Raw genomic sequence first — 23,015 nt, forward strand, 5'->3', positions numbered from 1 at the left:
CCCGGTCGATTTCGATGATTCCGCGGCCTTCGAGAGCCCTGACGGCTTTGCCGTCGACAGCAGCGACCGCCTCGAGGGCGACATCCCTGTCCTACGTGATCCCATCCTCGTTGCAGCTTTCGAGGGCTGGAACGACGCCGGTGACGCAGCCAGCGGTGCGGTCGAACATCTCGAGCTGATCTGGGATGCCCAGCCGCTCGCCGAACTCGATTCAGAGGACTACTACGACTATCAGGTCAACCGCCCCACAGTCCGGCAGGTCGACGGTGTCACTCGCGAAATCGTTTGGCCGGCAACACGTTTGTCGGTCTGTTCGCCTCCTGGCAGCGAGAGCGACATCGTCCTGCTTCGCGGGATCGAGCCCAACATGCGGTGGCGCAGTTTCTGCGAGGATCTGCTCGAGCTGATCGACCAACTGAACGTCAAGACGGTCGTCATCCTCGGCGCCCTGCTCGCCGATACTCCGCACACCCGACCGGTCCCGGTGACGGGCACGGCCTACAGCAGTGAATCCGCCGCCCGATTCAACCTGGAACAGACGCGGTACGAAGGCCCGACGGGCATCACCGGGGTTCTTCAGGACGAGTGCGTTCGTGCTGGTGTACCCGCTATTTCGTTCTGGGCGGCGGTTCCGCACTACGTCTCGCAGCCACCCAACCCGAAGGCCACAGTGGCCCTCCTTCAACGAGTCGAGGATGTTCTCGACATCGAGGTCCCACTCGGGGAGCTCCCGGCTCAGTCGGAGGATTGGGAGGAAGCGGTCAACGAAATGACCGCGGACGATGAGGAAATCGGCGAATACGTGCGCACCCTGGAAGAACGGGGAGACGCCGAAACCGACATCAGCGAAGCAATCTCCAAGATCGACGGCGATGCCATCGCCGCGGAATTCGAGCGCTACCTCAGACGGCGAGGCCCCGGCAGCTTCGGACTGTGAGCAAGAACACTCCAGAAGAAGGCGGAAGTACACAGCGCCCACTGCGCCTCCGGCTTCAGCTGATCGCGCTGTACGCCGGCGGGTTCCTCGGCCCGTTCGGCGGCGGCGTGGTTGCTTCGATTCTTCCAGAGATCGGTGACGATCTAGGGGTCGGTCCGTCGGCGGCCGCCTCTTCCCTCACCGCGTACCTGCTCCCCTTCGCCGCTCTGATGTTGGTGTCGGGGACACTCGGGACGCGGTGGGGCAAGGTTCGGACGGTGCGCATCGCTTACGGCGTCTACGTCCTCGCGTCGTTGGCATGCTTCCTCGCCCCGACACTCGAGATCTTCCTTGCCGCCCGGGTACTGCAGGGCTCCGCGAACGCATTCACCACGCCGCTACTGCTTGCCTCGTTGGCGGCCGCAACACCGCAGGCACGGCTGGGTCGAGCCCTCGGAGCCTTCGGCGCTTTCCAGGCCGCAGGGCAGTCGTCGGCTCCGTTGATCGGCGGGCTGGCGGCCGAATTCGACTGGCGTCTGGCCTTTCTCGTCATCGCAGTGGTCGCGGGCATTCTGGGAGCCGTCGGACTTCCGAAGTCCGAAGCACCGGCAGCGACCACTCCCGCCCGTCTCCGCGATGCATTACGCCCCGAAGTGCTCCGCATCGGTATCGCTGCATTGCTCGGCTGGGGCGCCCTCGGTGGACTGAGCTTCCTGCTCGCCTTCCGCTTCGAAGACGAGTTCGGGCTGTCCCCCACCGTCCGCGGCCTACTGCTCACCGTCTTCGGCGTGGCCGGCATCCTCTCGGCCCGGTGCATCGGAATCCTCATCGATCGCATCGGCGCACGCTCCTCCGTGATGATCGGCGCCCTGGGCGGAGCAGTTCTGGTCTCCGTAGTCGGCCTTGCCGGCTTGGTGCCGGTGATCGCGATCGCATGGTTTGTCGCAGGCGTCGCGAGCCAGTTCGTGCTGGTCGGCGTCAACGCGGCGGTCCTCGGATCCGCGGGGCCGAACCGTGGCGGCGCCGTCTCCGTCGTCCAAGCGATGCGCTTCGGCGGCGCCGCTCTTGCTCCCCTGGCCCTGACACCGATTTACGACTCTTCGCCTGCCGCGAGCTTCCTGATCCCCGCACTACTGCTCGCCGTCGTCGCTCCCCTGATCATGCCGAAGCAACGCTGATCGATCTCGGCAATTTCGAATTCGAAGTTGTGTAGGTAGTGAGTTTCTCGGCGAAAGCGACCACCGTTGTCGCGAGGCTGTCAGGGCGAACATTATTCGGAAAATCTTGTGTTTCCGTCGTCGACAGATATTGATACCATTGGAACATGAGCGAATCTGAGTCGGAACCGGAACGGCCGATCGACATTTTTCGGCGATCGGTTGCCGTCATCGAAGAAAATTTGCCTCCTACCTGGTCTTTGTCGATGCAGCGCTCCCCCGACCTGTCCGAGGCGCCACTCCGACTCGACCTCCGCTCCCCTGACGGCTCGGTGGCCAAATTCGGCGTGTACGCCGCTCACGGTGTCCTGAGCAGCGACGTTCCCGGTATCGCCGATCGCTTCCCCACCGGTCAACCCGGCTTCGTGTGCGCAAAATATCTGTCCGAGCCGGTTCGCCGGCAGCTCGATTCCCACGCGATCTCGTACGCAGACGCCACGGGCAACGTGTCGTTGACCGCTGATCGACCCGCCGTCTGGGTGCGTGGACGCGGAGCCGACGCCGATCCGTGGCGGGGGCCCGGACGTCCTTCCGGACAGTTGACGGGCGATCCGTCAGCTCGCGTCGTGCGTGCGCTTGCCGATTTCGCGGCGCCACTGGCGATCACTGCCTTGGTGCGCCTGGCCGGTGCGTCGACGGGAGCAACCTATCGGGTGGTTCAGACACTGTCGGATCGTGAACTGGTGACCAGGCTCCCCCGCGGTGGGATCGGTGACGTCCGCTGGCCGAAGATGCTTCGTGAATGGGCGGCTGAGGCCGGGGCCAAAGCGCCGACGCCTCACGGCTTTCACGCGCCGGACGGGTTGGAAGCACTCTTCGATCAACTGCGTCAGCTCAGCGGTCACATCTACGCCGGTACCGCCTCGGTGGCCGCCGCACCCTTTGCTCGGTACGCGCCCACTCGACGTGCCCACTTCCATGCCGACAACGTCGATCAGTTCGCCGACGCTCTCGGACTACGGCGGGTGGAATCCGGCGGTGACGTGTGGATCACCGCTCCCCTCTCACCGTCTGCCTTCGACCGATTGCTCACCCGCGACGGCATCCGCATCGTCGCCCCCAGCCAAGCGTTCGCCGATCTGCTGGTCGGCCCGGACTCCGACGAGGCGGCGGCCGAGCACCTGCTCACATGGATGATCGAGAAAGAATCGCAGTGGCGACGCGCCGCATCCCCTGCTACGGATCGCCCGTAGGAAAAAGAGGGGGCGTCTCTCGCCTACCCTGTCATGGTGGAAGAAACGAGTGCGCCCGATTACGCCGCGTACGCCGACACCAATCGACTGAAGCTGTTTTCGTTCACGATCGCGGAAAAACGGGCCGAGTACCTCTGGGTACTTCGTGCCTTCGACCATGCTCGCGCCAACTACACCGTCCTGCTGCATGCCGGAGCCGTCGCGCACATCCTCGAGAAGATCGGTGGATCGGATCCGGCGGCCGATCTGTCGGCAGCAGAGGTCACTCCCCTGTTGGATCAGCTCCACGTGTGGGAGATCCTCGAGCGCAGCTACGACGGCACCCGCGCGGCCACGCTGGCCGAGTACCGCAATCGCCACTTCGTCTACCAGTTCGGTCAGGCCGGATACCAGGTCTATCGATCAGTCGAAGACGTTCTCGCCGCACGCCTGGACTCGGCGTCGCTCTCGCGTCTCGCTCTGCCGGACCTGCTCGCAGACATGTCCGAACTCGCCGAGGCCAACCGAAGCTCCGACGGCGATCTGATCTTCCGCAAGCTCAAGCGCCTCGACTCGACACTCTCCGACATGGCTGATCGAGCCGCGCACTTCTATCTGACCCTCGGGGACCTCGTACGGACCACGGAGATCACTCCGCAGGCTTTCCTCACGCACAAGGACGCTCTGCTCACGCACATGCGGGAGTTCAGCTCCGATCTGGCGCGCTACGCCCCCAAGCTCAAGGAAGCGATCGAGCACGTCGAATCCACCGGGGTCGATCGCATGATCCGCCTCGCCGCCGCCAGTGACGAACGGGTGTTCGTCCCGATCTCCGAACGCGAGGACGACTGGGCTGCGCGTTGGCGAGGATTGACCGCCTGGTTCGTCTCCGCGGAATCGGGGATCAGCGAGTCCGAGCGTCTACGTGAGGGCACGATGAGCGCGATCGCCGCGGTTCTGGCGCTCCTTCGCCGCGTCACGGAAACCCGTCGCGGCGGCGTCAGCCGTGAGAGCCAGCTCCGGCACCTCGCCGGCTGGTTCGCCGCCACGCCGTCCGAAGACGCAGCTCATGCTCTGTTCCAGGCAGTGTTCGATCTCGGCCGTCCACGCCACCTCTCGATGGTGCATCCGGACGCCGACATCATTTCTCACTCACGCTCGTGGTGGGAGGCACCGCCGGTCGAGATCGCGCGAACACTCGCCGAAACCGGTCGCCCGCCCTCACCCGGCTTGCCGAGCAAAGTCGCCCGCAACGACGGCAGCATCCGCCGCCTGCGCGAAGAGCAATTGGCGGCGCAACGTACGCGCAGCGCCGCGGCGCAATCACTCGCGTCGAACGGCGTCTATCAGCGTGAACTCAACGAGCAGGAGACCGAAGTTTTGCTGAGTCTGCTCAATGCAGCACTGACCGCGCGCGTTCCAGTGGTGGGACGCGTCAAGTGCTCCACCGGTAGTGAGAATGGGGTGAAGCTGACACTCAGTCCCTCGGACGGTTCGACCACCATCAAGACCGCCCGCGGGCGTATGCATCTCGACGGCATCGAGGTCAGTGTTCGATGAGAGCTCGCGAGATCACGCCCCTTGCCCTCGACTCGTATCAACGCGCGGCGCGAGTGATCCTGTCCAACCACCTGATCACCTCGACGTACCCGGATCGAATTGCGTTGCCGCTCTTGCGCCGTTGGGCCACCGAACTGCGTGACGACCTTCTCGAACTGTTCGGCTACCGCCTCGAGGTGACGGAGACCACCGCGCGCCTGTTCACGGTGTCGGATCGGCTCAACCCGTCGGCACCGGCCAGAACTGCCTCCGAGCGAACCTTCGATCGCACGCGTTACGCGTACCTGGCGTTGTGCCTGGCCGCATTGGGCCGCGCCGGAAACCAGATCACGTTGTCGGAGTTGGCCGATCACGTCGCGGCTGACGCAGGGCAGGTCGACGGCGTGGAACTCTCCACCGATCGTGCGTCCGACCGCGACGCCTTCGTCGACGCAGTGGGCTGGCTCGGAGTCAGAGGCGCCATCGCCCTCGCCGACGGTGACGCAAACGGCTGGGCGTCCAATCCCGAAGCGGGAGAAGCACTCTACGACATCGACCGTTCCGTCGTCGTAGCGCTGTTCCGTCCACCGCGCGCCCTGCAGCACCTACACTCCATCCGCGGACTCCTGGCCGTCGAGACCTCGAGCGCCTCCGAGGACGACGGAATTCCCGTGGACGCGAAAGAGATCGGACGCCGAGTACGTCGGGCACTCGTCGAGCGCCCGGTCGTACTGGCCGGTGAACTCGATCAGCACGAATTGATCGCGTTGGCGCAGCCCAAGACCGCGTCGGAAGTCGAACTACTGACGGGGTTGGTGGCCGAGCGCCGCGCCGAGGGAATCGCGATGATCGATCCCACCGGCCGACTCTCCGACGTCCGCTTCCCGAGCACCGGAACGATCGCTCAGGTGGCACTTCTCCTGGCCGGCGAGATTGCCGACCGCGTACTCGACGTCGACGCTCCCGAACTGCCGAAACTTCCGATCCCGCACGTGTCGGACGATCACCTGATCGAACAACTCGATGCCGCCATCCCCGAGGCCGGGATCTTCGAGGACCTCGCCGACGAGGACGACGACTTCGTGCTGCCCGTCGGCGAACCGACCGAGCCACCGCCACCCGTCACGTACCCGAAAATCGACGACGACTGGCTCGCTGACAAGGTCACCGAGTTGGTGGACCAGTTCGGGCGAACTTTCGCGGCGCAGTGGCAGGCCGATCACAACGGGCTGCGCAAGCAGGCGCTCGGGTTGCTGCAACGTCTGCGCCTGACGCATGCGGTCGACGGCGGCGTACTGGTGTTGCCCGTCCTTGCCCGGTACCGCGACGTCGTGGTCTCCGTGCGCGAACGCGATCCTCAGATCGACTTCGCGGTGGACAACTCCGCACCGGATCCGGTCGACGAATTCGGCCCCGAACCTTCCCCCAACGGCGAACTATCAGAGGTAGAGAACGTATGAGCAACGCCCGCTTCCGACCTACTCGGGCTGGAATCATCAACCTCTGGGATTACCGAGACCAAGAGTTCTCGTTCGCCGACGGTCGACTGGTTCTGCGGGGACCCAACGGATCCGGCAAGACCAAGGCCCTCGAGGTCCTGTTCCCGTTCGTCTTCGACGGCCGCATCGAACCGCGGCGCCTCAACCCGTTCGCCGGTGAAGAGCGCACGATGAAGTCCAACCTGCTCTACCGCGGTCAGGACAGCGCGCACTCCTACGTGTGGATGGAGTTCTGCCGCGGCTCCCTCGAAGATCCCGAGTCGGTGACCGTGGGCATCGGCATGCGCGCAACCCGCACCAACGACAAGGTCACCCGCTGGTACTTCGTCGCCGACGGCCGCGTCGGAGTCGACTTCTCGCTGATCGGCAACGACGATCGTCCTCTCACCAAGAAGCAGTTGGCCGAACAACTCGGCAGCGATTCCATCACCGACCGTCCCCTCGACTACCGCACAGCCATCGACGCGCGAATGTTCGGTCTCGGTGTGCAGCGCTACGACCAGCTGATCAATCTCATTCTCACGCTTCGCCGCCCCCAGCTCGCGAAGAACCTCGACCCGAAGGGCCTTTCGCAGGCACTCACCGACGGTCTCCGTCCACTCGACGATCAGTTGGTCCTCGAAGCTGCGCGTTCGTTCAGCGACATGGAGGAAGTCGGCCGCGCGCTCGAGGGGCTCGCGGCCGCCGATCAGGCAGCCCAGAGTTTCATCGGGGTCTACACCAAGTACCTGCGTCAGCAGTCTCGCGGAGAGATCGAACAGGTCAGCACCCGCCTCGCAGCGGTCACCAGAGGTGTTGCCGCCATGGACGAGTCGTCGCTCGCCCAGACCCGCAGCCGTGATGCGCGGGCAGCAGCCGAGGAGCGCTTCAACCAGGCCGAGCAGGCACTCGAGAACGCGCGCGCCAATGTCGAAGCACTGCAACGCTCGAGCGCGTACGAAGGCAAACAGCAACTCGACGACCTCGCCCAGGCCGTCGCGACGCTCAAGCTCTCGACCGAGCAGCAGGCAGACAAGTCCCGGAAAGCGCAGGCCGCACTCGCTCAACGCGGCGACGAAGCCGACAAGGCTGCATCGTCGGTCAAGCGTGCGGCCGAAGCACTCTCGCGCGCCGAGGACGAACTTCAGGCAGCAGCCGAGGACGCCGGCATCGTCTGGACTCCCCTGCCCGACGGCTCACGCAGTGACCAGATCACGGCAGCCGTCCGTGGCCATGCCGAGGAGCGTGACGGTGACGTACGCGTCGTCCGCACCGCACTGGCGACCGTCGAGAAGGCGGCGACCGAACGAACCCGGGCCGAAAACAGCTCTCGCCGTGGACAAGAGCTGCTCGAAGCGTCCAAGGCCGCGGTACTCGAGGGCGAAGCTGCCGTGGAACTCGCACGCAGTCAGTGCGCCAGCGGGCTGCGCGCGTGGTGGACCGATCACTCCTCCCTGTTTTCGGCTGTCGGCGCCGACACGTCGCTGTTCGAAGCTCTCGACGCGGCGCTCGCCGAGGTCGGCGACGAAGACGCTCCGGCGCTGTCCGCAGTTCTCGCCGAGCACACCGAGGCCGGCACCGAGACGCTGCGCGAGCGTCGACGTGAGGCCGAAGCTGAAATATCTGCATCACACGCCTCCATCGCGGCTCTCAAATCCGAGCGCAAGGCCGTCTCCGCGGAACACGACGACGCTCCGCCTGCCTTCCACGCACGCTCCGACAACCGCAGTGAACTGGGTGGTGCACCGCTGTGGCAGTTGGTGCGCTTCGCCGATTCCGTCGAACCAGACGTGGCCACGGGAATCGAATCCGCACTCCAGGCGGCAAATCTGCTCGACGGCTGGGTCTGCCCGGACGAGAAGATTCCCGAGCACGTCAGCGAGCAGTTCCTGACGGCTCTGCCCGTCAAGCAGCGTCCGAAGGGACGAACGCTGGCCGACGTCCTCGAGGTCGAAGGCAATGCCGACGTACCCGACGCTCGGGTACAGGACATTCTCGCGTCGATCAGTCTCGTCGAGGCGCCGGGCGACTCCGACGCAAGCGTCGCGATCGGCGTCGACGGCCGCTTCTGGCAGGGCGTCGCGCGTGGCCGGCACGTCAAGGCCGACGCCGAGTACATCGGCACCACAGCACGGGCGCGTCGACGCGAAGCTCGGATCACCGAGATCGACGCGGCTCTGGAAGAACTTGCCGCGGCAGTCGATACGGCCAAGGCACTGGTAGCGCAGACCAACGAGCAACTGAGCCGGATCAACTCTGCGGCAAAGGAATTGCCGAAGACAGGTTCGATCCTGCGCGCACTCAAGACGGTCACCGAATCCGCCGGCGCACTCCGTACTCGCTCGGAGGCCACGGAAACGGCACAACGCGAACTCGATGCGGCGATCGCTGATCTCGCGGCGAAGGAAAAGCAACTCCGAGCGACGGCGTCGCAGCACCGGACCCCGCATATCGGCCGTGAACTCGACTCCCTCGCGGCGGCGATCCGTCATTTCGAGAAGCAGGGCGAACTGGCGCTGCGCTGCCGACGGGAGCATGCCAAGGAAGTCGAACTCGAACGCGAGTCTCGCGACCGTCTCGACGAATCACGCGCCAATGCGGAGGAATTCGCCGAGGAAGCCGCCATCGCCGAGGAGAGTCTGCTCCAGCAGGTGCAGCGTCTCGAGACGCTGCGCGACACCCTCGGTGCCAGCGCCGAGCAGATCGACCTGGACCTGGCAAAAGCCCGCGCGAAGATCGAAGAATGCAAGGTCGAACAGCGTGCGGCGCGAAAGGCGTACGACGCCGCCGTCCTCCAGATCGGCACGGCGGAGGGTGCGTACAACACCGCCGTGGAGACTTTGCGTCACACCCTGACCGAAACCCGCAGTGATGCAGAGCGACTCGCACCCTACGCGCGCCCGGACCTTCTCGAGTTGTTGGGCGTCAAGGAACATCTGAGCTGGCCGGCAAGTTCAGCGGCGTGGATGAGCCCCGATCAGTTGGTCTACCGCATCCAGAACGAAGATCGCAGCGAGGACGCAGCCCACCCGCCCGTCCTCCCCGAAGACGTCGACAGGTTGTACCGAGCGCTCGAGGCTGCGACCTCGGCAGTCCGAGTCACCGACGGCGCCCGAAAGGCAACCCGCACGGCACTGACCTCGGCGCTGCAGGACTTCGACGCGCAACTCGCAGCGGCCGGACAGGACTACCGTCTGCAGTGGGATGCACCGGATGGGCTGACCGTCGTACGAGTCCAGGACGATCAGGGCTATTCGTCGATCGGCGAGTTCGCAACGCGGATCCACGACGCTCGCGGCGATCAGGAGCAGTTGCTCACCGAATCCGAGCGTCGCATTCTCGAAGATGCCCTGTTGACGGGATTGGCCCAGCAGATCCACGAGCGCACGGTCGACGCACGCGAGTTGATCGCACAGATGGGCACCGAGATGCGTGAGCGGCGGATGTCCTCAGGCAATACCATCGGCGTTCACTGGGTGCTCGCCGACAACCTCGACGACAGCTCGCGGGCAATCTCCAAGCTGCTGGATCGAGACGCGTCGGCCCTCGGCGTCGATGAACTAGCTACTCTGCGAGCACATTTCGCGACGCAGATCCGTACCGCCCGCGCGGCGCACCCCGAACGCTCGTACCCGGAGATTCTGTCCTCGGCGCTCGACTACCGTCAATGGCGCGTGTTCTCGTTCACCCTCATCAGCGGTGAGGGCAAGGAAGACCGTCTTACCGTCGCGCGGCACAGCGCGCTGTCTGGTGGCGAGCAGTCCGTCTCGCTGCACCTTCCTTTGTTCGCCGCGGCGCACGTCATGTTGGACTCGGCCGACCCGCACGCCCCGCGTCTGCTGGCACTCGACGAGGCCTTCGCCGGTGTCGACGACAACGGTCGCAGCGAGCTTCTCGGCTTGAGCGTTCAGTTCGACCTGGATCTCTTCATGACCGGCTACGACCTGTGGATCACATACGCAGACGTCCCCGGGTGTGCGCACTACGACCTCGCGCACTCCACGGCCGAACAAGCGGTCAGCGCCGCGCTGCTGGTCTGGTCGAACGGTGAGCTGCTCGCCGAGCACGACGGAACGGATCTGGCGAGGGCATTGGGCTCGCCGCTACGGCGCCGGGTGCCGACACCCGCCGAAGGTGCGTTGGACTACGCCTAGAAACTGCTGTGCGCCTTTATTAACCGCGGGCGGTTAATAAAGGCGCACAGCAGGGGTTCAGCGAAGCGAAATACCCAGTAGGGCGTCGACGGCATCGGCGAACTCGCCGGGTGCCTGCGTGTCGGATCCGCCGCCCTCGATGGCGCGGCGGGCCCAACCGTCGAGCGCGTCGAGCGCCTTCGGGGTGTCGAGATCGTCGGCCAGGTGCTGACGCAAACGCGCAACAGTGTCGGTGGCAGACGGCGCAGAACCGAGAGCCGCGGCCTCGCGCCACACCTTCAGGCGCGACTGAGCATCCGCGAGGACCTGATCAGTCCACGCGCGATCCTGGCGGTAGTGGCCGGACAGCAGTCCGAGACGGATTGCCGCTGGGTCCACCCCCTCACCGCGCAGCTTGGAGACGAAGACCAGGTTTCCGCGACTCTTCGACATCTTCTCGCCGTCGAGACCGATCATGCCGGTGTGCACATAGTGCCGCGCGAAACGGCGATCACCCGTTGCCGATTCGGCATGCGCCGCCGAGAACTCGTGGTGCGGGAAGATCAGATCGCTGCCACCGCCCTGGACGTCGAAGCCGGAGCCGATGCGGTTGAGTGCAATGGCCGCGCACTCGATGTGCCAGCCGGGGCGCCCCGGCCCGAAGGGTGAGGGCCACGAGGGCTCGCCCGGACGCTCCGCACGCCAGACAAGTGCGTCGAGAGGATTGCGCTTTCCGACGCGATCGGGATCTCCGCCGCGTTCGGCAAAGAACTTCTCCATCGTCGCGCGGTCGTAGCCCGACTCGTAGCCGAACTGCTCGGTCGCGTCGGCACGGAAGTAGACGTCAGGGAACTCCGCGTCGTCGACGATGTACGCGGCGCCGGACGCCACGAACTTCTCCACCAACTCGACTACTTCGTTCACCGATTCGACGGCGCCGATGTAGTCCTTCGGCGGAAGCACACGCAGCGCTTCCATGTCCTCGCGGAAGAGAGCCGTCTCACGCATGCCGAGGACGATCCAGTCCTCGCCGTCGCGATTGGCTCGCTCGAACAGCGGGTCGTCCACGTCGGTCACGTTCTGGACGTAGTGGACATCGTGTCCGGCGTCGCGCCAGATGCGGTTCACGAGGTCGAACGTGAGGTACGTGGCCGCGTGGCCGAGGTGGGTGGCGTCGTACGGGGTGATGCCGCAGACGTACATCGTCGCCTTCTTGCCCGGGGTGACGGGGCGAACCTGACGGTCGGCTGTGTCGTACAGCCGCAACGGCGGCCCCTGACCGGGAACGGACGGGAGTGCGGTATCGGACCAAGACTGCATGCTGCCGAGCCTAGTGGAGACTGCTCTGAGGCTGGGAAGGTGCTGGCTGATCCTGCTCCGGTTCGGGCGTCGACGCGAGCTTGCTCGGCCACCAGATCTTCTGACCGATGTCGTAGGTCAAGGCCGGGACCAGCAAGGATCGGACGATCAGAGCGTCGAGCAGGACACCGAACGCCACGATGAACGCGATCTGGGCGAGGAACAACAGAGGGATCACCGCCAACGCCGAGAAGGTTGCTGCCAGAACAACTCCGGCAGATGTGATCACCCCGCCGGTCACCGTGAGTCCCCGCAGAGCACCCGCCCTGGTGCCGATCTTCAGCGCTTCCTCACGCACCCTCGTCATGAGGAAGATGTTGTAGTCGATTCCCAGAGCCACGAGGAACACGAACGCAAAGAGCGGGACCACCGGATCCGCGCCGGGGAAACCGAAGACGTGGTCGAACACCAGCGACGAAATGCCCAGTGTCGCAGCAAACGAGAGCACAACGGTGCCCATGAGAAGCAGCGGTGCGAGAAGCGAACGCAGCAAGAGCGAGAGAATCACGAACACCACGATGATCACCACGGGAATGATGAGTGTCCGGTCCCGTGTCGAGGTGGTCTTCGTGTCGAGGTCGGTCGCAGTGACGCCACCGACCAATGCGTCGGCGCCCTCCACTGAGTGAACTGCATCACGCAGTCGCACGATGGTGTCTTCGGCCTCGAGCGAGTCGGCAGCGTCAGTCAACGTCGCCTGCAGGGAGACTCGCCCGTCGACAACCAGAGGCGCTCCCCCGTTCTGCACGACGCTTACGTCGCTGACACCCTCCACGCGACTGGCTGCCGCAACGGCATCCACTTGGTCTGCATTCGCGATGACCACGGCCGGTGAACCCGAACCCGCGTCGAAGTGCTCGCCGAGAATCTCCTGGCCTGCAACCGAATCGACATCGAGCAAGAAGATGTCGGACGACGAGACACCGCTGGCTTTGAACTGCGGCATCATCATCGCGAAGATCACCAGCACCAGCGTCGACGCCACCCAGAAGCGGCGCGGATGCCTACCGATTCGAGCAGCGAGCCCGGCCCAGAACCGGTGATCGTTCGCCTCGTCGTGGTGCTCGCGGTCGGCATCGAACTTCGGCTTGGTCGGCCAGTACGCCGTCCTCCCGAACAGAACCAGGACAGCAGGTAGGAAGGTCATCGATGCGAGGAAGGACGCGGCGATACCGATGGCGGCCACCGGACCGAGTCCGCGGTTCGAGTTCAGGTCGGAGAGCAACAGGCACAGAACGCCCGCGATGACCGTTCCTGCAGACGCTGCGACAGGTTCGAGCGTCGCGCGCCACGCAGTGCGCATTGCTGCGTACTTGTCCTTCTCGATCCGCAATTCTTCCCGGTAGCGAGAGACCAGCAGTAGCGCGTAGTCGGTGGCGGCACCGAACACGAGGATGAACAGGATGCCCTGGCTCTGACCGTTCAGTGCGATGACGTCCGCGTCCGCGAGCAGATACACGAGCAAGCTCGACAATCCGAGTGCGAAGATCGCCGAGAAGATCACCACGAACGGCAGGATCGGGCTTCGGTAAACGATGATCAGGATCACGATCACGACGGATCCGGCTACCAACAACAGCAATCCGTCGATACCGGCGAATGCTGCCGACAGATCCGCAACCTGCCCAGCGGGGCCCGTGACCTTGACTGTCAGTCCGTCAGGGCTCGACTCCAGCGCCGCGCGCAGCGCTTTCACGCTGTCCTTGACTTCGAGGGTGCTGTCGACCGGCAGGAACATCTGGAGTGCCTGGCCGTCGGCCGACGGGATCGGCGGCGATGAGGCGTCGCCGAATCCTTCGGTACCGACGAACGAATCGACGGTCTGGGAAAGGAAGGTCGAGTCGGCGGGCTCGAGGCCACCCGGTCGTTCCGCCACGATGATGGCCGGCACGAAGCGCGTGTCCGTGAAGCTCTCTTGAAGCTTTGCCACCTCGGTCGCTTCGGCCGACGCGGGCAGGAACGACGTGTTGTCGTTCTGCTGCACCGTGCTGAGCTTTCCGGCGAACGGACCGCCGAATCCTCCGATTGCCAGCCAGCCGATCACGAGGAGAGCTGGCACAATCCATCGAAGGCGACGAACAGGACGATTTTGTACTGGTGTGCTCACTGGGTCTCCAGGGATCGGCAGCAGAGGACTTGCCGACTATTTTGTTCAGCATGCTGAGTAATTGCAAACGGAAGGCAGAAAAATGAGCAGCGACGGCCTGGACGACTGGCCCACCGGCCGGCTGTTGTCCACCGCTGCACGCCTGGTGGAGCACTCGTGGGAGAAGGTCTTGCGGTCTCAGGACATGACGCACGCGGGCCTGATCGTGCTCCACTCGATCGCCGGTGGGGCGGCGTCTCAACGCGACATCGCGAAGAACGCCCGCGTCACCGATCAGACGATGAGCCGCACGATCGACCGTCTCGAACGAGCGGGTTACGTCACTCGTGACACCGATCCGAGGGACGAGCGTCGGCGCGTGATCGCGATAACCGACGCCGGAAGACTGACGTACGAGCGACTACTGACGCTCGAGAAGGAAGATGCGGCGTTGACCGTCGGCGTCGGGGATGTCGCCGCGCTGCGCGAACAACTACTGCGATTGGTTCGCTCACCCGGATTGACGGCAACTCGCGAACAGCAGGAAACGTCTCGCGACTAGAAGGCCGGCCAGGGAATCGTTCGATGGCCGTTCGGCTCAGGCATCACAGCGGACTCGGCGAACTGCATCGCCCGCACCGCCAAGGCCACGATTTCCTCTTCGGTGATCAGTTCGGACAACTCGTCGCCGAGATCCCCGTCGAGAGTTGTCGCGAATTCGGCGACGTCGGCGATCAAAGCACCGGGTACGGGCTGCCCGGCCCACCCCCACAACACGGTCCGCAGCTTGTTCTCCGAGTGAAGACAGATTCCGTGATCAACGCCGTACACCGAGCCGTCGACGCCTTCGAGAGCGTGACCACCTTTGCGGTCGGCGTTGTTGATGAGGACGTCCAGAACGGCCATTCGCTGCAGCCGTGGATCGTCCGCATGGATCAGGGAGACTGGTTCACCCTCCGAGTCGAAGGCCTGCAGGACCTCGAACCACCCCGGCGGAACGTTGCCGGGACTGCACAGGTCCACCATCTCGAGTCCGCCAGATCCATCCGCGCGGCGATCGACGGTGTCGATCCATCGCTGCACCATGCCTGGACCGAAGGGGCCGTCCCGCAACACTGTTCGCGGAATCACTCCCCAACCCAGCGCCTCGGACACGCGGTACGACGCGACCTCACGCCCCGCCAGAGTGCCGTCCGGGAAATCCCACAGTGGGCGTTCACCCCGCACCGGCTTGTAGACCACACGGGTGGACTGCTCCCCCAGAGTCGACTCACATACCAGCGTGGCGTTGCTCGCTGTGGTGATCTGACCGATCAGAGTCAGATCACCCTCGAGCAGAACGTCCGGCACACCAGGTTCGGACACGACGTCAGACCTCGTCGTCGTCTGCGTCGTCGATCGCGAAACCGAAGGACTCGCCGCGTCGGTACCCATTGGTGCGGATGCAGACGTGCCCCTCGGGCGCCAACGGTTCACCACACAGCGGGCACGGCGCGCGTCCCGCCGCGATGACGCGTTCGGACCGCAGCGAAAACTCGCGCGCTTGCTCCGGAGTCAGGAACACACGGACCGCGTCCGGACCGTCGTCGGCGTCGTCGAGGACAACCGATTCGTCGAACTCCGTCTCGCTGACGGCAAGCAGCTCCACGACGACCGCGCCGGCATCGGCGTCCCAACCGAGCCCCATCGTGCCGACCCGGAACTCCGCGTCGAGCGGTGTGACCAGCGGGCTGAGGTCGGAGACGTCGTCGGCTTGTGGCGGAACCTCGGTTCCGAAGCGTCGATGTACCTCTTCGAGGAGTAAGCCCATGCGATCGGCGAGGACCTGAACCTGCTGCTTCTCGAGCAGCACACTCACCACCCGTGATTCGTGCACGGCCTGGAGATAGAAAGACCTGTCACCGGGTTCGCCCACCGTTCCTGCGACAAATCGGTCAGGAGTGCGAAATACGTGAATCGCGCGCGACATTGCACCTCCTCGAGTTCGAGCAGAACATCACTGAATACCCATTATCCGTCACAGCTCACGCACCGACCTCTCCGCCGGGGACGGACTCCTGCGCGGGAGCCGAACCGTTGGTCGCGGCCTTCGCCGCACCGATCGCGGCGAGCACGTCTCCGGTGTCGTTGACGCGAAGAACGAACGGCAGTGTCGCCGTGTAGCGAATCACACTGACCGAGGCGGGCTCGGCGACGATGCGCTGGAACGAATCGAGATGCATCGCAAACGCGTCGGCGAGAACCGATTTGATGACGTCACCGTGCGTGCACGCAATCCAGACGACGTCCTTGCCGTGTTCTTCGGCCAGCCGTGCGTCGTGCTCTCGGATCGCGGCAACGGCTCGCGCCTGTACCTGGGCCAGCCCTTCACCGCCGGGAAACACTGCACCGGAAGCGTGGCGCTGCACCACTTTCCAGAGCGGTTCTTCCAAGAGTTCCTTGAGCGGGCGACCCGTCCAGTCGCCGTAATCGACCTCGATGAGGCGATCCTCGACCACCGGCGTCAGACCACGGTCGACGGCAATGGGGCCGACCGTCTGCTCACACCGCAACAGCGGCGAGCGGACGATCTCCGCGATGTCCAGACCGACCAGCCGATCGACGACGCCTTCGGCCTGTTTCCGGCCGTGGTCGTCGAGTTCCACACCCGGCGTTCGACCGGCCAGGGTATGGGCAGTGTTGGACGTCGACCGCCCGTGCCGCAGTAGGACAACTGTCATTCCACAACCCTAATGGGGCGGTGGCCGCACGGACGGGTGGTCGACGTCGAAACGGGCCCTATGTCGCGGACACGACCCCTGTGGCCAGCAACGCAAGGACGACTACGCCGAGAGCGATTCTGTATCCGACGAACCAGTACATGGAGTGATCGACAACAAATCGAAGCAGCCAGGCGATCGCTGCGTAACCGACCGCGAAGGCGATGACGGTTGCCACCAGCAACTGCGGACCGCTCGCGTTCAGACCCTCACCAGCCGGCTCGAAGGCATCCGGGAGGCTGAACAAACCGGAGGCGAGAACTGCCGGAATCGCCAACAGGAACGAGTAACGGGCTGCGGCCTCACGGGTGAGTCCGAGGAAAAGGCCGGCACTGATCGTGCCACCCGAACGTGAGACACCCGGGATGAGCGCGAGCGCCTGAGCCGAACCCATGATGATGCCGTCGCGTGCTGTGAGCGATTCGATCGGGCGCGTCTTGCGTCCGTAGTACTCGGCAGCAGCGATGACGAGCGCGAACACGATCAACATCGTGGCAATCAGCCACAGATTGCGTGCGCCGGTACGGATCTGGTCTTTGAAGAAGAACCCGAGGATGCCGACCGGGATGGTGCCGATGATGACGTACCAGCCCATCCGGTAATCGAGATCGCCCCGGTGCTCGGCATTGAACACACCTCGGAACCAGGCAGTGATGATCCTCACGATGTCGCGTGCGAAGTAGATCAGGACCGCCAACTCGGTGCCGAGCTGCGTCACGGCGGTGAACGACGCGCCGGCGTCACTGCCGAAGAATATCTCCGACACGATTCGCAAATGTCCGGAAGACGAGATGGGCAGGAACTCGGTCAAGCCCTGCACGAGGCCCAGGATCACGGCCTGGAGCCAGGTCATCGCTTCGCCCATCACTCACCGATCCCGGCTGATTCGAATGGGGTTACTGCACACAGGTTTCGTGTGTCGGGTTCACGTTTCACCGGCGCCACGCTACCGGGGCCCACGGCGCCGCGCCGCGCCCGGCACGTCCGTGTCCGAATACCCCGACTCGAGGCGAGCGCCTACTAGTCTGCACGTGGTGAGATCTCTCGAGTGCCGCACTTGCGCACACGAGTCGAGCGCGAGATGCAGGCGGTTATGAAGCACAGATCTGTCGGAACGAGCGGACTTCGGGTCTCGCGACTTGGGCTCGGCACACTGACATGGGGACGCGACACGGACGGCGACGAGGCTGCTGCGCAGCTACTCGCGTTCGCCGAGGCCGGCGGAACCCTGGTCGACACCTCGCCCGCCTACGGCGCCGGTGCGGCGCAACGAATCCTCGCCGAGTTGCTCGACGACGTCGTTCCACGTGACGAACTCATCATCAGCTCGAGCGCCGGCATCGACCCCACACCGATCGGCACCGACCGCGTCGACTGCTCGCGGCGCGGATTGCTCCGCCAGCTCGACGCGACTCTTCGTGAACTCGGAACCGACTTCCTCGACATGTGGCAGGTCGCAACCTGGGATCCGCTCACGCCTGTCGACGAGGTTGCAGCAACCCTCGACTACGCCGTCTCGAGCGGCAAGGTGCGGTACGTCGGAGTTCGCGGCTACCTCGGCTGGCAGCTCGCGACGGCCGTAGGAGCCGGTGGCGCAACAACACTCGCCGCGACGCAGGCCGAGTACTCGTTGCTCGCACGCGGCGTCGAGGAAGAATTGTTCGCAGCGGCGGCCCATCACGGCGTCGGAGTGTTCGCCGCAGTACCCCTCGCGGGCGGTGTGCTGACCGGCAAGTACCGCGACGGCATTCCCGTCGATTCCCGCGGCGCCGACGAAGCACATTCGCAGGATGTGCAGAGCTATCTGACCGATTCCTCGATCCGGGTGGTCGACGCAGTCGTTACCGCTGCCGACGGTCTGGGTACTTCCCCACTGGCGGTGGCACTGGCCTGGGCGCGCGATCGCGCCGGGGTGGCCAGCGCCGTCGTCGGCACGCGTGATCTCGCCCAGTTGACAGGAGTACTGGCAACCGAAGAATTGGAACTTCCGAAAGCGATTGCCGCGGCTCTCGACGATGTGAGCGCTTGATCTGTCCCGCTGATCGAAATACCGGAGGTATCGTGTTGGCGAGGGCAGGCTAACCTAGTAGGCAACGCTTGACTACAGCCTCAGGAGAATCAATGACCACGCTCGACGTAGACAGCCTTTCCGCAGACGCAGGCCCAGCCTTCTCCGAACGAATCAAGACCGAGACGGACGCAGCACACCGCGAGACGGAGCAGTCGCGATTCGTAGGCGCACTACTCGGCGGTGAGCTGACCACGGCTGGCTACGCCGCACTTCTGGGACAGACGTACCTCGTCTACACGAGCCTCGAAGAGGCCGGCCGCACACACGCCGACAACGAGTTGGTCGCCCCGTTCCTGTCCGAGGATCTGTTGCGCGTGGCTTCACTCGAAGCCGATCTCGAGTTCCTCGGCGGACCGAACTGGCGCGACGAACTCGTGGCCCTGCCGGCAACCGAGCGTTACATCGCCCGCCTGAAGGAGGTGGCGTTCGATTGGCCTGCCGGCTTCGTCGCACATCACTACCTTCGGTACATGGGCGATCTCTCGGGCGGACAGATCATCCGCCGGATGCTCGAACGCGCCTACGGATTCGAGACCGACGAACTTCGCTTCTACATCTTCGAAGGCATCCCCAAGCCGAAGCCTTTCAAGGACGACTACCGCTCGAATCTGGATGCACTGCAGATTCCTGCCGAGGAACAGCAGCGTTTCATCGACGAGGTGAATCTGGCATACCGCCTCAACGGCGACCTGTTCGCCGACCTCGAAGGCGACATCGAGAGCTACCTCGTCAAATGATGAAGCGCTTGGCCGCGGCGGCTCTGGTCGCAGCAGCCGGTTTCGGTCTGGTGGCTTGCGGTCCCAGCGACAATTCCACGACATCTCAGGGCGCCAGGACCGCGGTACTCGAAGATTCCAGCCCGGTTCCCGTGTCCGACAACCCGACCGCGACACTGCCCGTGACGGTGAAGAGCTTCGACGGCGTCGACGTGACCATCACCGACAACAGCCGGATCGTTGCGGCCGACCGCTACGGGACGCTCGCGACGACGACGGTGGCGCTCGGCCTCGGTGACAATCTCGTCGGCCGCGACACCGCAGCCAAGTTCCCCGCAGTCGCGGACGTGCCGGTTGTCACGGTCGGCGGCCAATCGCTCAATACCGAGGCAATTCTCGACCTCAATCCCACCGTTGTTCTCACCGACACGAGTATCGGGCCCAAGAGCGTCCAGGATCAGTTGCGCGCCGCCGGTGTTCCCGTCGTCTTCTTCGATCCGACCCGAACACTCGAGGGTGTGCCAGGACAACTCCAGGCCGTCGCCGACGCGCTCGGCGTACCCGCCCAGGGCGCAGCGCTGGTCGATCGGACCGAATCGGAAATCGCTGGAGCTCGCGATCTGGTCCCCACCGAGGGCGATCCACTGAAAATCGCATTCCTCTACATGCGCGGATCGGCCATCACCATGATCGGCGGTGAAGGGTCCGGAGCAGATTCCTTGATCGAGGCACTCGGCGCCACCGATGCAGGAACCGCCTCGGGCATCACACAACAGTTCGTGCCCATCACCAGCGAAGCGCTCATCGCCGCAGCGCCTGACGCCCTGCTGATGATGACGGACGGATTGGCATCGATCGGCGGAATCGACGGCCTCGAAAAGGTCCCTGGCATCGCTCAGACGCCGGCTGGAAAGAACAAACGAGTAGTCGACATGGCGGACGGAGTACTGCTCAGCTTCGGGCCGAACACCGGACGCGTCATGGCGGCACTCGCCGAAGCGATCTACGAGCCCGGTGGATCGTGAGCAAAGATTCGTGAGTGCTGATTCGTGAGTACAGAGACAGGTAGTTCCGAAGCAGGTAAGACTGTGTCGGCCGAGGATTCACACGACGTCGGGGGCGCCGACAAGTCGGCGTCTGGCCCCGCGTCGCGGTCGCGGGTGAGTGCGGTTCTGGTCAGCTTGACTCTCGCCCTCGTGATCGTCGCGGTGCTGTCGGCGTGCATCGGTCAAGTTCCGACGTCGCCTCTCGAGGTTTTGGGCAGCATCCTGCATCGCATCGGGCTCGACCTCGGTCCGATGCCCGCCCATCCCAGCGGTGAAGTGACTTTGTGGGAGGTTCGATTCCCCCGCGTCGTGCTCGCCATCTGTGTCGGCGCGGCGCTGGGATGTTCCGGTGCGCTCCTGCAGGGTGTGTTCTCCAATCCGCTCGCAGAACCCGGAGTGATCGGAGTGTCTGCGGGCGCGGCAGTTGGCGCGAGTGCTGTCATCGTCGTCGGGGGAACGTTCGTGGCCGGCTGGGCCGTTGCTGCGGCTGCGTTCGTCGCCGGGCTGGTCACCACCGCGGCGGTCTACCTGCTGGCTCGGCACGAAGGCCGAACGGAAGTAGTGACGTTGGTGCTGACGGGCGTCGCGATCAACGCGTTCGCCGGCGGGCTCATCGCGTTCTTCACCTTCGTCGCCAGCCCGTCCGCTCGCGATCAGATCGTGTTCTGGCAACTCGGCTCACTCAACGGCGCTTCCTGGAACGCAGTCCTGATCGTGGCGCCGATGACCGTCGTCGGGATCGCCGCGACCATGATGATCGCCCCACGTCTCGACCTGCTGGCGCTCGGTGAACACGCGGCCCGTCATCTGGGCGTCAACGTCGAACGGCTTCGCCAGTTCGCGGTACTGATCGTCGCTCTCTTGGTCTCGGCGAGTGTTGCCTTCACGGGAATCATCCTCTTCGTCGGCCTGGTCGTTCCGCACCTGATGCGCATTCTCGTCGGACCTGGCCACCGCGCGCTGATTCCGGCGAGCGCCCTCGCCGGCGCACTGGTTCTGCTTGTCGCAGATCTGGGCTCGCGGTCGCTGATCGACAACGCAGACCTGCCCCTCGGAATGCTGACCGCTCTGGTGGGCGGCCCCTTCTTCTTCTGGCTTCTCCGACGCACGCGCGCGCAACAGGGCGGGTGGGCATGAGCAGCCTCGTAAGAAACTGGCGCGAACTGTTCGGCCGCGTCACCCCCGAACCGAAGAGCCCAGCCGTCGGTGATGTCACCCTCGAGGCGCGCGACATCACAGTCGAACGCGGTGGTCGGCAGATTCTGGAAGGCGTGTCCATCGAAGTCCGGGCAGGCGAGCTAGTCGTTCTCGTCGGACCGAACGGCGCCGGTAAGTCGACTCTTCTTGCGGCGTTGGCCGGTGATCAGCCCGTCATCGCTGGGCGGGTGGACGTTGACGGCACCGACCTCACTCAGTGGTCGCCGATCGACATGGCGCGCCGACGCGCGGTGCTCCCCCAGAAACACACCATCGGATTTTCGTTCAGCGCTCGCCAGGTGGTTCGTATGGGACGTGCGCCATGGACCGGAACTCGCCGAGAAGACCGCGACGGCGCTGCTATCACCGCGGCGATGAAGATCTGCGATGTCGAGGGGTTCGCCAATCGGCCGTTCGCCGTGCTGTCCGGCGGCGAGCAGGCGCGGGTCGCGCTGGCCCGGGTACTGGCACAGGAAACGTCGACCATCCTGCTGGACGAGCCGACTGCAGCTCTCGATCTCGGACACCAGGAAGCGGTGATGTCCGTGGCGCGCGCTCGCGCTGCGGACGGCGATGCCGTCGTCGTCGTTTTGCACGACCTCGCGTTGGCAGCGGCGTACGCGGATCGGATCGTCGTGCTCGAAAACGGCCGCATCGCCGCTGACGGTCCCCCGGAATCGGTGTTGCACGAAGAGCTTCTGACCCGCGTCTACGGTTATCCGGTCGAGGTGTTCCCGCATCCGACAACCGGAGCAACGCTGGTCATCCCGCGCCGAGAATTCACCGAACAGAATCGATGATCGATCCCAGCCTGTTCAGGACGGCTCTCACCGTCGGCAGGCTGCGGCCGTCGCCCTCACGAACTCCGTCACCGGGACCGGGCTGTGACCAATCAGCCTCCGTGGACAGAACTGCGTCGCGGACCACACCGGCGATGCTTCGCTCGTCGGTCAGATCGATGTCGGTCACCGATCGCTCCGCGGTGGCGACGACGTCTGCAGGGGTCGGCACACTGTGCTCGCAGTATTCGCCGTATACCTCGACGAACAGCATGCTCTTTCGTACGCGGAACGCGAAAGTTCGACCGTCGGACCTGCCGAAACCGTGTGCGTGAGCGCCGACGGTGAGGTCCTCGATCTCGAAGCCCGGCCGCGCCGGTTCGGGCGGCTGTGCGCCGGAATCGGTGGGTTCTGTGGGAATCACAATGATCTCCTCGGTGATTGCAGCGTCAACCGCAACCGCTGTTCGTACGGTATCGCGTCAGGGGTGTGAGCGGAATGGTCGGTAGTTCCTCGACGCGATGAACGGCGCCCGACTGCGATCAGG

At 64.7% G+C, this 23,015-nt stretch carries 19 protein-coding genes; 12 read left to right on the forward strand and 7 right to left on the reverse strand.

Annotated elements, in window-relative coordinates:
* Positions 1-82 precede the first annotated feature (82 nt).
* From ACBG85_RS14995 to ACBG85_RS15020, 6 genes are all read left to right on the forward strand, one after another.
* On the forward strand, positions 83-937 hold the full coding sequence (locus tag ACBG85_RS14995; RefSeq protein WP_223257810.1) for a PAC2 family protein: 855 nt from the start codon (positions 83-85) through the stop codon (positions 935-937).
* Positions 934-2,094: an MFS transporter gene (locus ACBG85_RS15000; RefSeq protein WP_372023888.1), complete on the forward strand. Its 1,161-nt coding sequence runs from the start codon at positions 934-936 to the stop codon at positions 2,092-2,094. Before ACBG85_RS14995 ends, ACBG85_RS15000 begins: the two co-directional genes overlap by 4 nt.
* A 146-nt stretch (positions 2,095-2,240) precedes the next feature.
* The gene (locus ACBG85_RS15005; RefSeq protein ID WP_372023890.1) at positions 2,241-3,326 is read left to right on the forward strand and encodes a hypothetical protein; all 1,086 of its coding nucleotides are present in this window, start codon (positions 2,241-2,243) and stop codon (positions 3,324-3,326) included.
* 33 nt (positions 3,327-3,359) lie between these two features.
* On the forward strand, positions 3,360-4,865 hold the full coding sequence (locus tag ACBG85_RS15010; RefSeq protein WP_372023892.1) for a TIGR02677 family protein: 1,506 nt from the start codon (positions 3,360-3,362) through the stop codon (positions 4,863-4,865).
* Positions 4,862-6,304: a TIGR02678 family protein gene (locus ACBG85_RS15015; RefSeq protein ID WP_372023894.1), complete on the forward strand. Its 1,443-nt coding sequence runs from the start codon at positions 4,862-4,864 to the stop codon at positions 6,302-6,304. Before ACBG85_RS15010 ends, ACBG85_RS15015 begins: the two co-directional genes overlap by 4 nt.
* Positions 6,301-10,476 carry a TIGR02680 family protein gene (locus ACBG85_RS15020; RefSeq protein WP_372023896.1) on the forward strand — a complete coding sequence of 1,392 codons (4,176 nt, stop codon included), beginning with the start codon at positions 6,301-6,303 and terminating at the stop codon, positions 10,474-10,476. The genes ACBG85_RS15015 and ACBG85_RS15020 overlap by 4 nt, the downstream gene beginning before the upstream one ends.
* A 57-nt stretch (positions 10,477-10,533) precedes the next feature.
* On the opposite strand, the gene mshC is transcribed toward ACBG85_RS15020, so the two are convergent.
* The gene (gene mshC / locus ACBG85_RS15025; protein WP_204855840.1) at positions 10,534-11,775 is read right to left on the reverse strand and encodes a cysteine--1-D-myo-inosityl 2-amino-2-deoxy-alpha-D-glucopyranoside ligase; all 1,242 of its coding nucleotides are present in this window, start codon (positions 11,773-11,775) and stop codon (positions 10,534-10,536) included.
* Positions 11,776-11,785: 10 nt separating this feature from the next.
* A complete protein-coding gene (locus ACBG85_RS15030; RefSeq protein ID WP_370852732.1) occupies positions 11,786-13,876 on the reverse strand; it encodes an MMPL family transporter in 2,091 nt (696 codons plus the stop codon).
* Positions 13,877-14,003: 127 nt separating this feature from the next.
* Here ACBG85_RS15030 and ACBG85_RS15035 point away from each other — a divergent pair, with 127 nt between their 5' ends.
* Complete coding sequence (locus ACBG85_RS15035) at positions 14,004-14,462, forward strand: MarR family winged helix-turn-helix transcriptional regulator (RefSeq protein WP_042450996.1); 459 nt, start codon at positions 14,004-14,006, stop codon at positions 14,460-14,462.
* Here ACBG85_RS15035 and ACBG85_RS15040 read toward each other — a convergent pair.
* The 4 genes from ACBG85_RS15040 to ACBG85_RS15055 are packed head-to-tail and all read right to left on the reverse strand — an operon-like array spanning position 14,459 to position 17,524.
* Positions 14,459-15,265, reverse strand: coding sequence for an SCO1664 family protein (locus ACBG85_RS15040; RefSeq protein WP_003946172.1), 807 nt, complete (start codon positions 15,263-15,265; stop codon positions 14,459-14,461). The genes ACBG85_RS15035 and ACBG85_RS15040 overlap by 4 nt on opposite strands.
* Before the next feature lie 4 nt (positions 15,266-15,269).
* A complete protein-coding gene (locus ACBG85_RS15045) occupies positions 15,270-15,869 on the reverse strand; it encodes a DUF3090 domain-containing protein (protein WP_003946200.1) in 600 nt (199 codons plus the stop codon).
* A 55-nt stretch (positions 15,870-15,924) separates the two neighbouring features.
* Positions 15,925-16,620, reverse strand: a complete 696-nt coding sequence (locus tag ACBG85_RS15050) for a histidine phosphatase family protein (protein ID WP_003946173.1) — start codon at positions 16,618-16,620, stop codon at positions 15,925-15,927.
* A 58-nt stretch (positions 16,621-16,678) separates the two neighbouring features.
* Positions 16,679-17,524 (reverse strand): undecaprenyl-diphosphate phosphatase, encoded by an 846-nt coding sequence (locus ACBG85_RS15055; protein ID WP_030537531.1) that lies wholly within the window; start codon positions 17,522-17,524, stop codon positions 16,679-16,681.
* Between the two features lie 228 nt (positions 17,525-17,752).
* On the opposite strand from ACBG85_RS15055, the gene ACBG85_RS15060 reads away from it, so the two are divergent.
* The 5 genes from ACBG85_RS15060 to ACBG85_RS15080 all read left to right on the forward strand — a co-directional run bounded on the left by ACBG85_RS15060 (position 17,753) and on the right by ACBG85_RS15080 (position 22,489).
* A complete protein-coding gene (locus ACBG85_RS15060; RefSeq protein ID WP_003946175.1) occupies positions 17,753-18,688 on the forward strand; it encodes an aldo/keto reductase in 936 nt (311 codons plus the stop codon).
* Positions 18,689-18,780: 92 nt separating this feature from the next.
* Positions 18,781-19,467 carry a heme oxygenase (biliverdin-producing) gene (locus ACBG85_RS15065; protein ID WP_372023900.1) on the forward strand — a complete coding sequence of 229 codons (687 nt, stop codon included), beginning with the start codon at positions 18,781-18,783 and terminating at the stop codon, positions 19,465-19,467.
* Positions 19,464-20,471, forward strand: a complete 1,008-nt coding sequence (locus ACBG85_RS15070) for a hemin ABC transporter substrate-binding protein (protein ID WP_003946195.1) — start codon at positions 19,464-19,466, stop codon at positions 20,469-20,471. The genes ACBG85_RS15065 and ACBG85_RS15070 overlap by 4 nt, the downstream gene beginning before the upstream one ends.
* Positions 20,472-20,534: 63 nt before the next feature.
* On the forward strand, positions 20,535-21,629 hold the full coding sequence (locus ACBG85_RS15075) for an iron ABC transporter permease (RefSeq protein ID WP_042451000.1): 1,095 nt from the start codon (positions 20,535-20,537) through the stop codon (positions 21,627-21,629).
* On the forward strand, positions 21,626-22,489 hold the full coding sequence (locus tag ACBG85_RS15080; RefSeq protein ID WP_073513313.1) for a heme ABC transporter ATP-binding protein: 864 nt from the start codon (positions 21,626-21,628) through the stop codon (positions 22,487-22,489). The genes ACBG85_RS15075 and ACBG85_RS15080 overlap by 4 nt, the downstream gene beginning before the upstream one ends.
* Here ACBG85_RS15080 and ACBG85_RS15085 read toward each other — a convergent pair.
* Positions 22,470-22,892 (reverse strand): hypothetical protein, encoded by a 423-nt coding sequence (locus ACBG85_RS15085; protein ID WP_285183429.1) that lies wholly within the window; start codon positions 22,890-22,892, stop codon positions 22,470-22,472. The two genes, ACBG85_RS15080 and ACBG85_RS15085, sit on opposite strands and share 20 nt — an antisense overlap.
* Positions 22,893-23,015: the final 123 nt, after the last annotated feature.

The organism is Rhodococcus sp. NyZ502, from assembly GCF_041464245.1.
GTDB lineage: Bacteria > Actinomycetota > Actinomycetes > Mycobacteriales > Mycobacteriaceae > Rhodococcus_F > Rhodococcus_F qingshengii.

Bases quoted from the DNA above. Each gene is read 5' to 3' on its own strand.
- ACBG85_RS15020 (WP_372023896.1), top strand. From the start codon at position 6,301: ATGAGCAACGCCCGCTTCCGACCTACTCGGGCTGGAATCATCAACCTC.
- ACBG85_RS15015 (WP_372023894.1), top strand. From the start codon at position 4,862: ATGAGAGCTCGCGAGATCACGCCCCTTGCCCTCGACTCGTATCAACGC.
- ACBG85_RS15080 (WP_073513313.1), top strand. From the start codon at position 21,626: ATGAGCAGCCTCGTAAGAAACTGGCGCGAACTGTTCGGCCGCGTCACC.
- ACBG85_RS15070 (WP_003946195.1), top strand. From the start codon at position 19,464: ATGATGAAGCGCTTGGCCGCGGCGGCTCTGGTCGCAGCAGCCGGTTTC.
- ACBG85_RS15010 (WP_372023892.1), top strand. From the start codon at position 3,360: ATGGTGGAAGAAACGAGTGCGCCCGATTACGCCGCGTACGCCGACACC.
- mshC (WP_204855840.1), bottom strand. From the start codon at position 11,775: ATGCAGTCTTGGTCCGATACCGCACTCCCGTCCGTTCCCGGTCAGGGG.
- ACBG85_RS15005 (WP_372023890.1), top strand. From the start codon at position 2,241: ATGAGCGAATCTGAGTCGGAACCGGAACGGCCGATCGACATTTTTCGG.
- ACBG85_RS15045 (WP_003946200.1), bottom strand. From the start codon at position 15,869: ATGTCGCGCGCGATTCACGTATTTCGCACTCCTGACCGATTTGTCGCA.
- ACBG85_RS15065 (WP_372023900.1), top strand. From the start codon at position 18,781: ATGACCACGCTCGACGTAGACAGCCTTTCCGCAGACGCAGGCCCAGCC.
- ACBG85_RS15050 (WP_003946173.1), bottom strand. From the start codon at position 16,620: ATGACAGTTGTCCTACTGCGGCACGGGCGGTCGACGTCCAACACTGCC.
- ACBG85_RS15035 (WP_042450996.1), top strand. From the start codon at position 14,004: ATGAGCAGCGACGGCCTGGACGACTGGCCCACCGGCCGGCTGTTGTCC.
- ACBG85_RS15060 (WP_003946175.1), top strand. From the start codon at position 17,753: ATGAAGCACAGATCTGTCGGAACGAGCGGACTTCGGGTCTCGCGACTT.
- ACBG85_RS15055 (WP_030537531.1), bottom strand. From the start codon at position 17,524: ATGGGCGAAGCGATGACCTGGCTCCAGGCCGTGATCCTGGGCCTCGTG.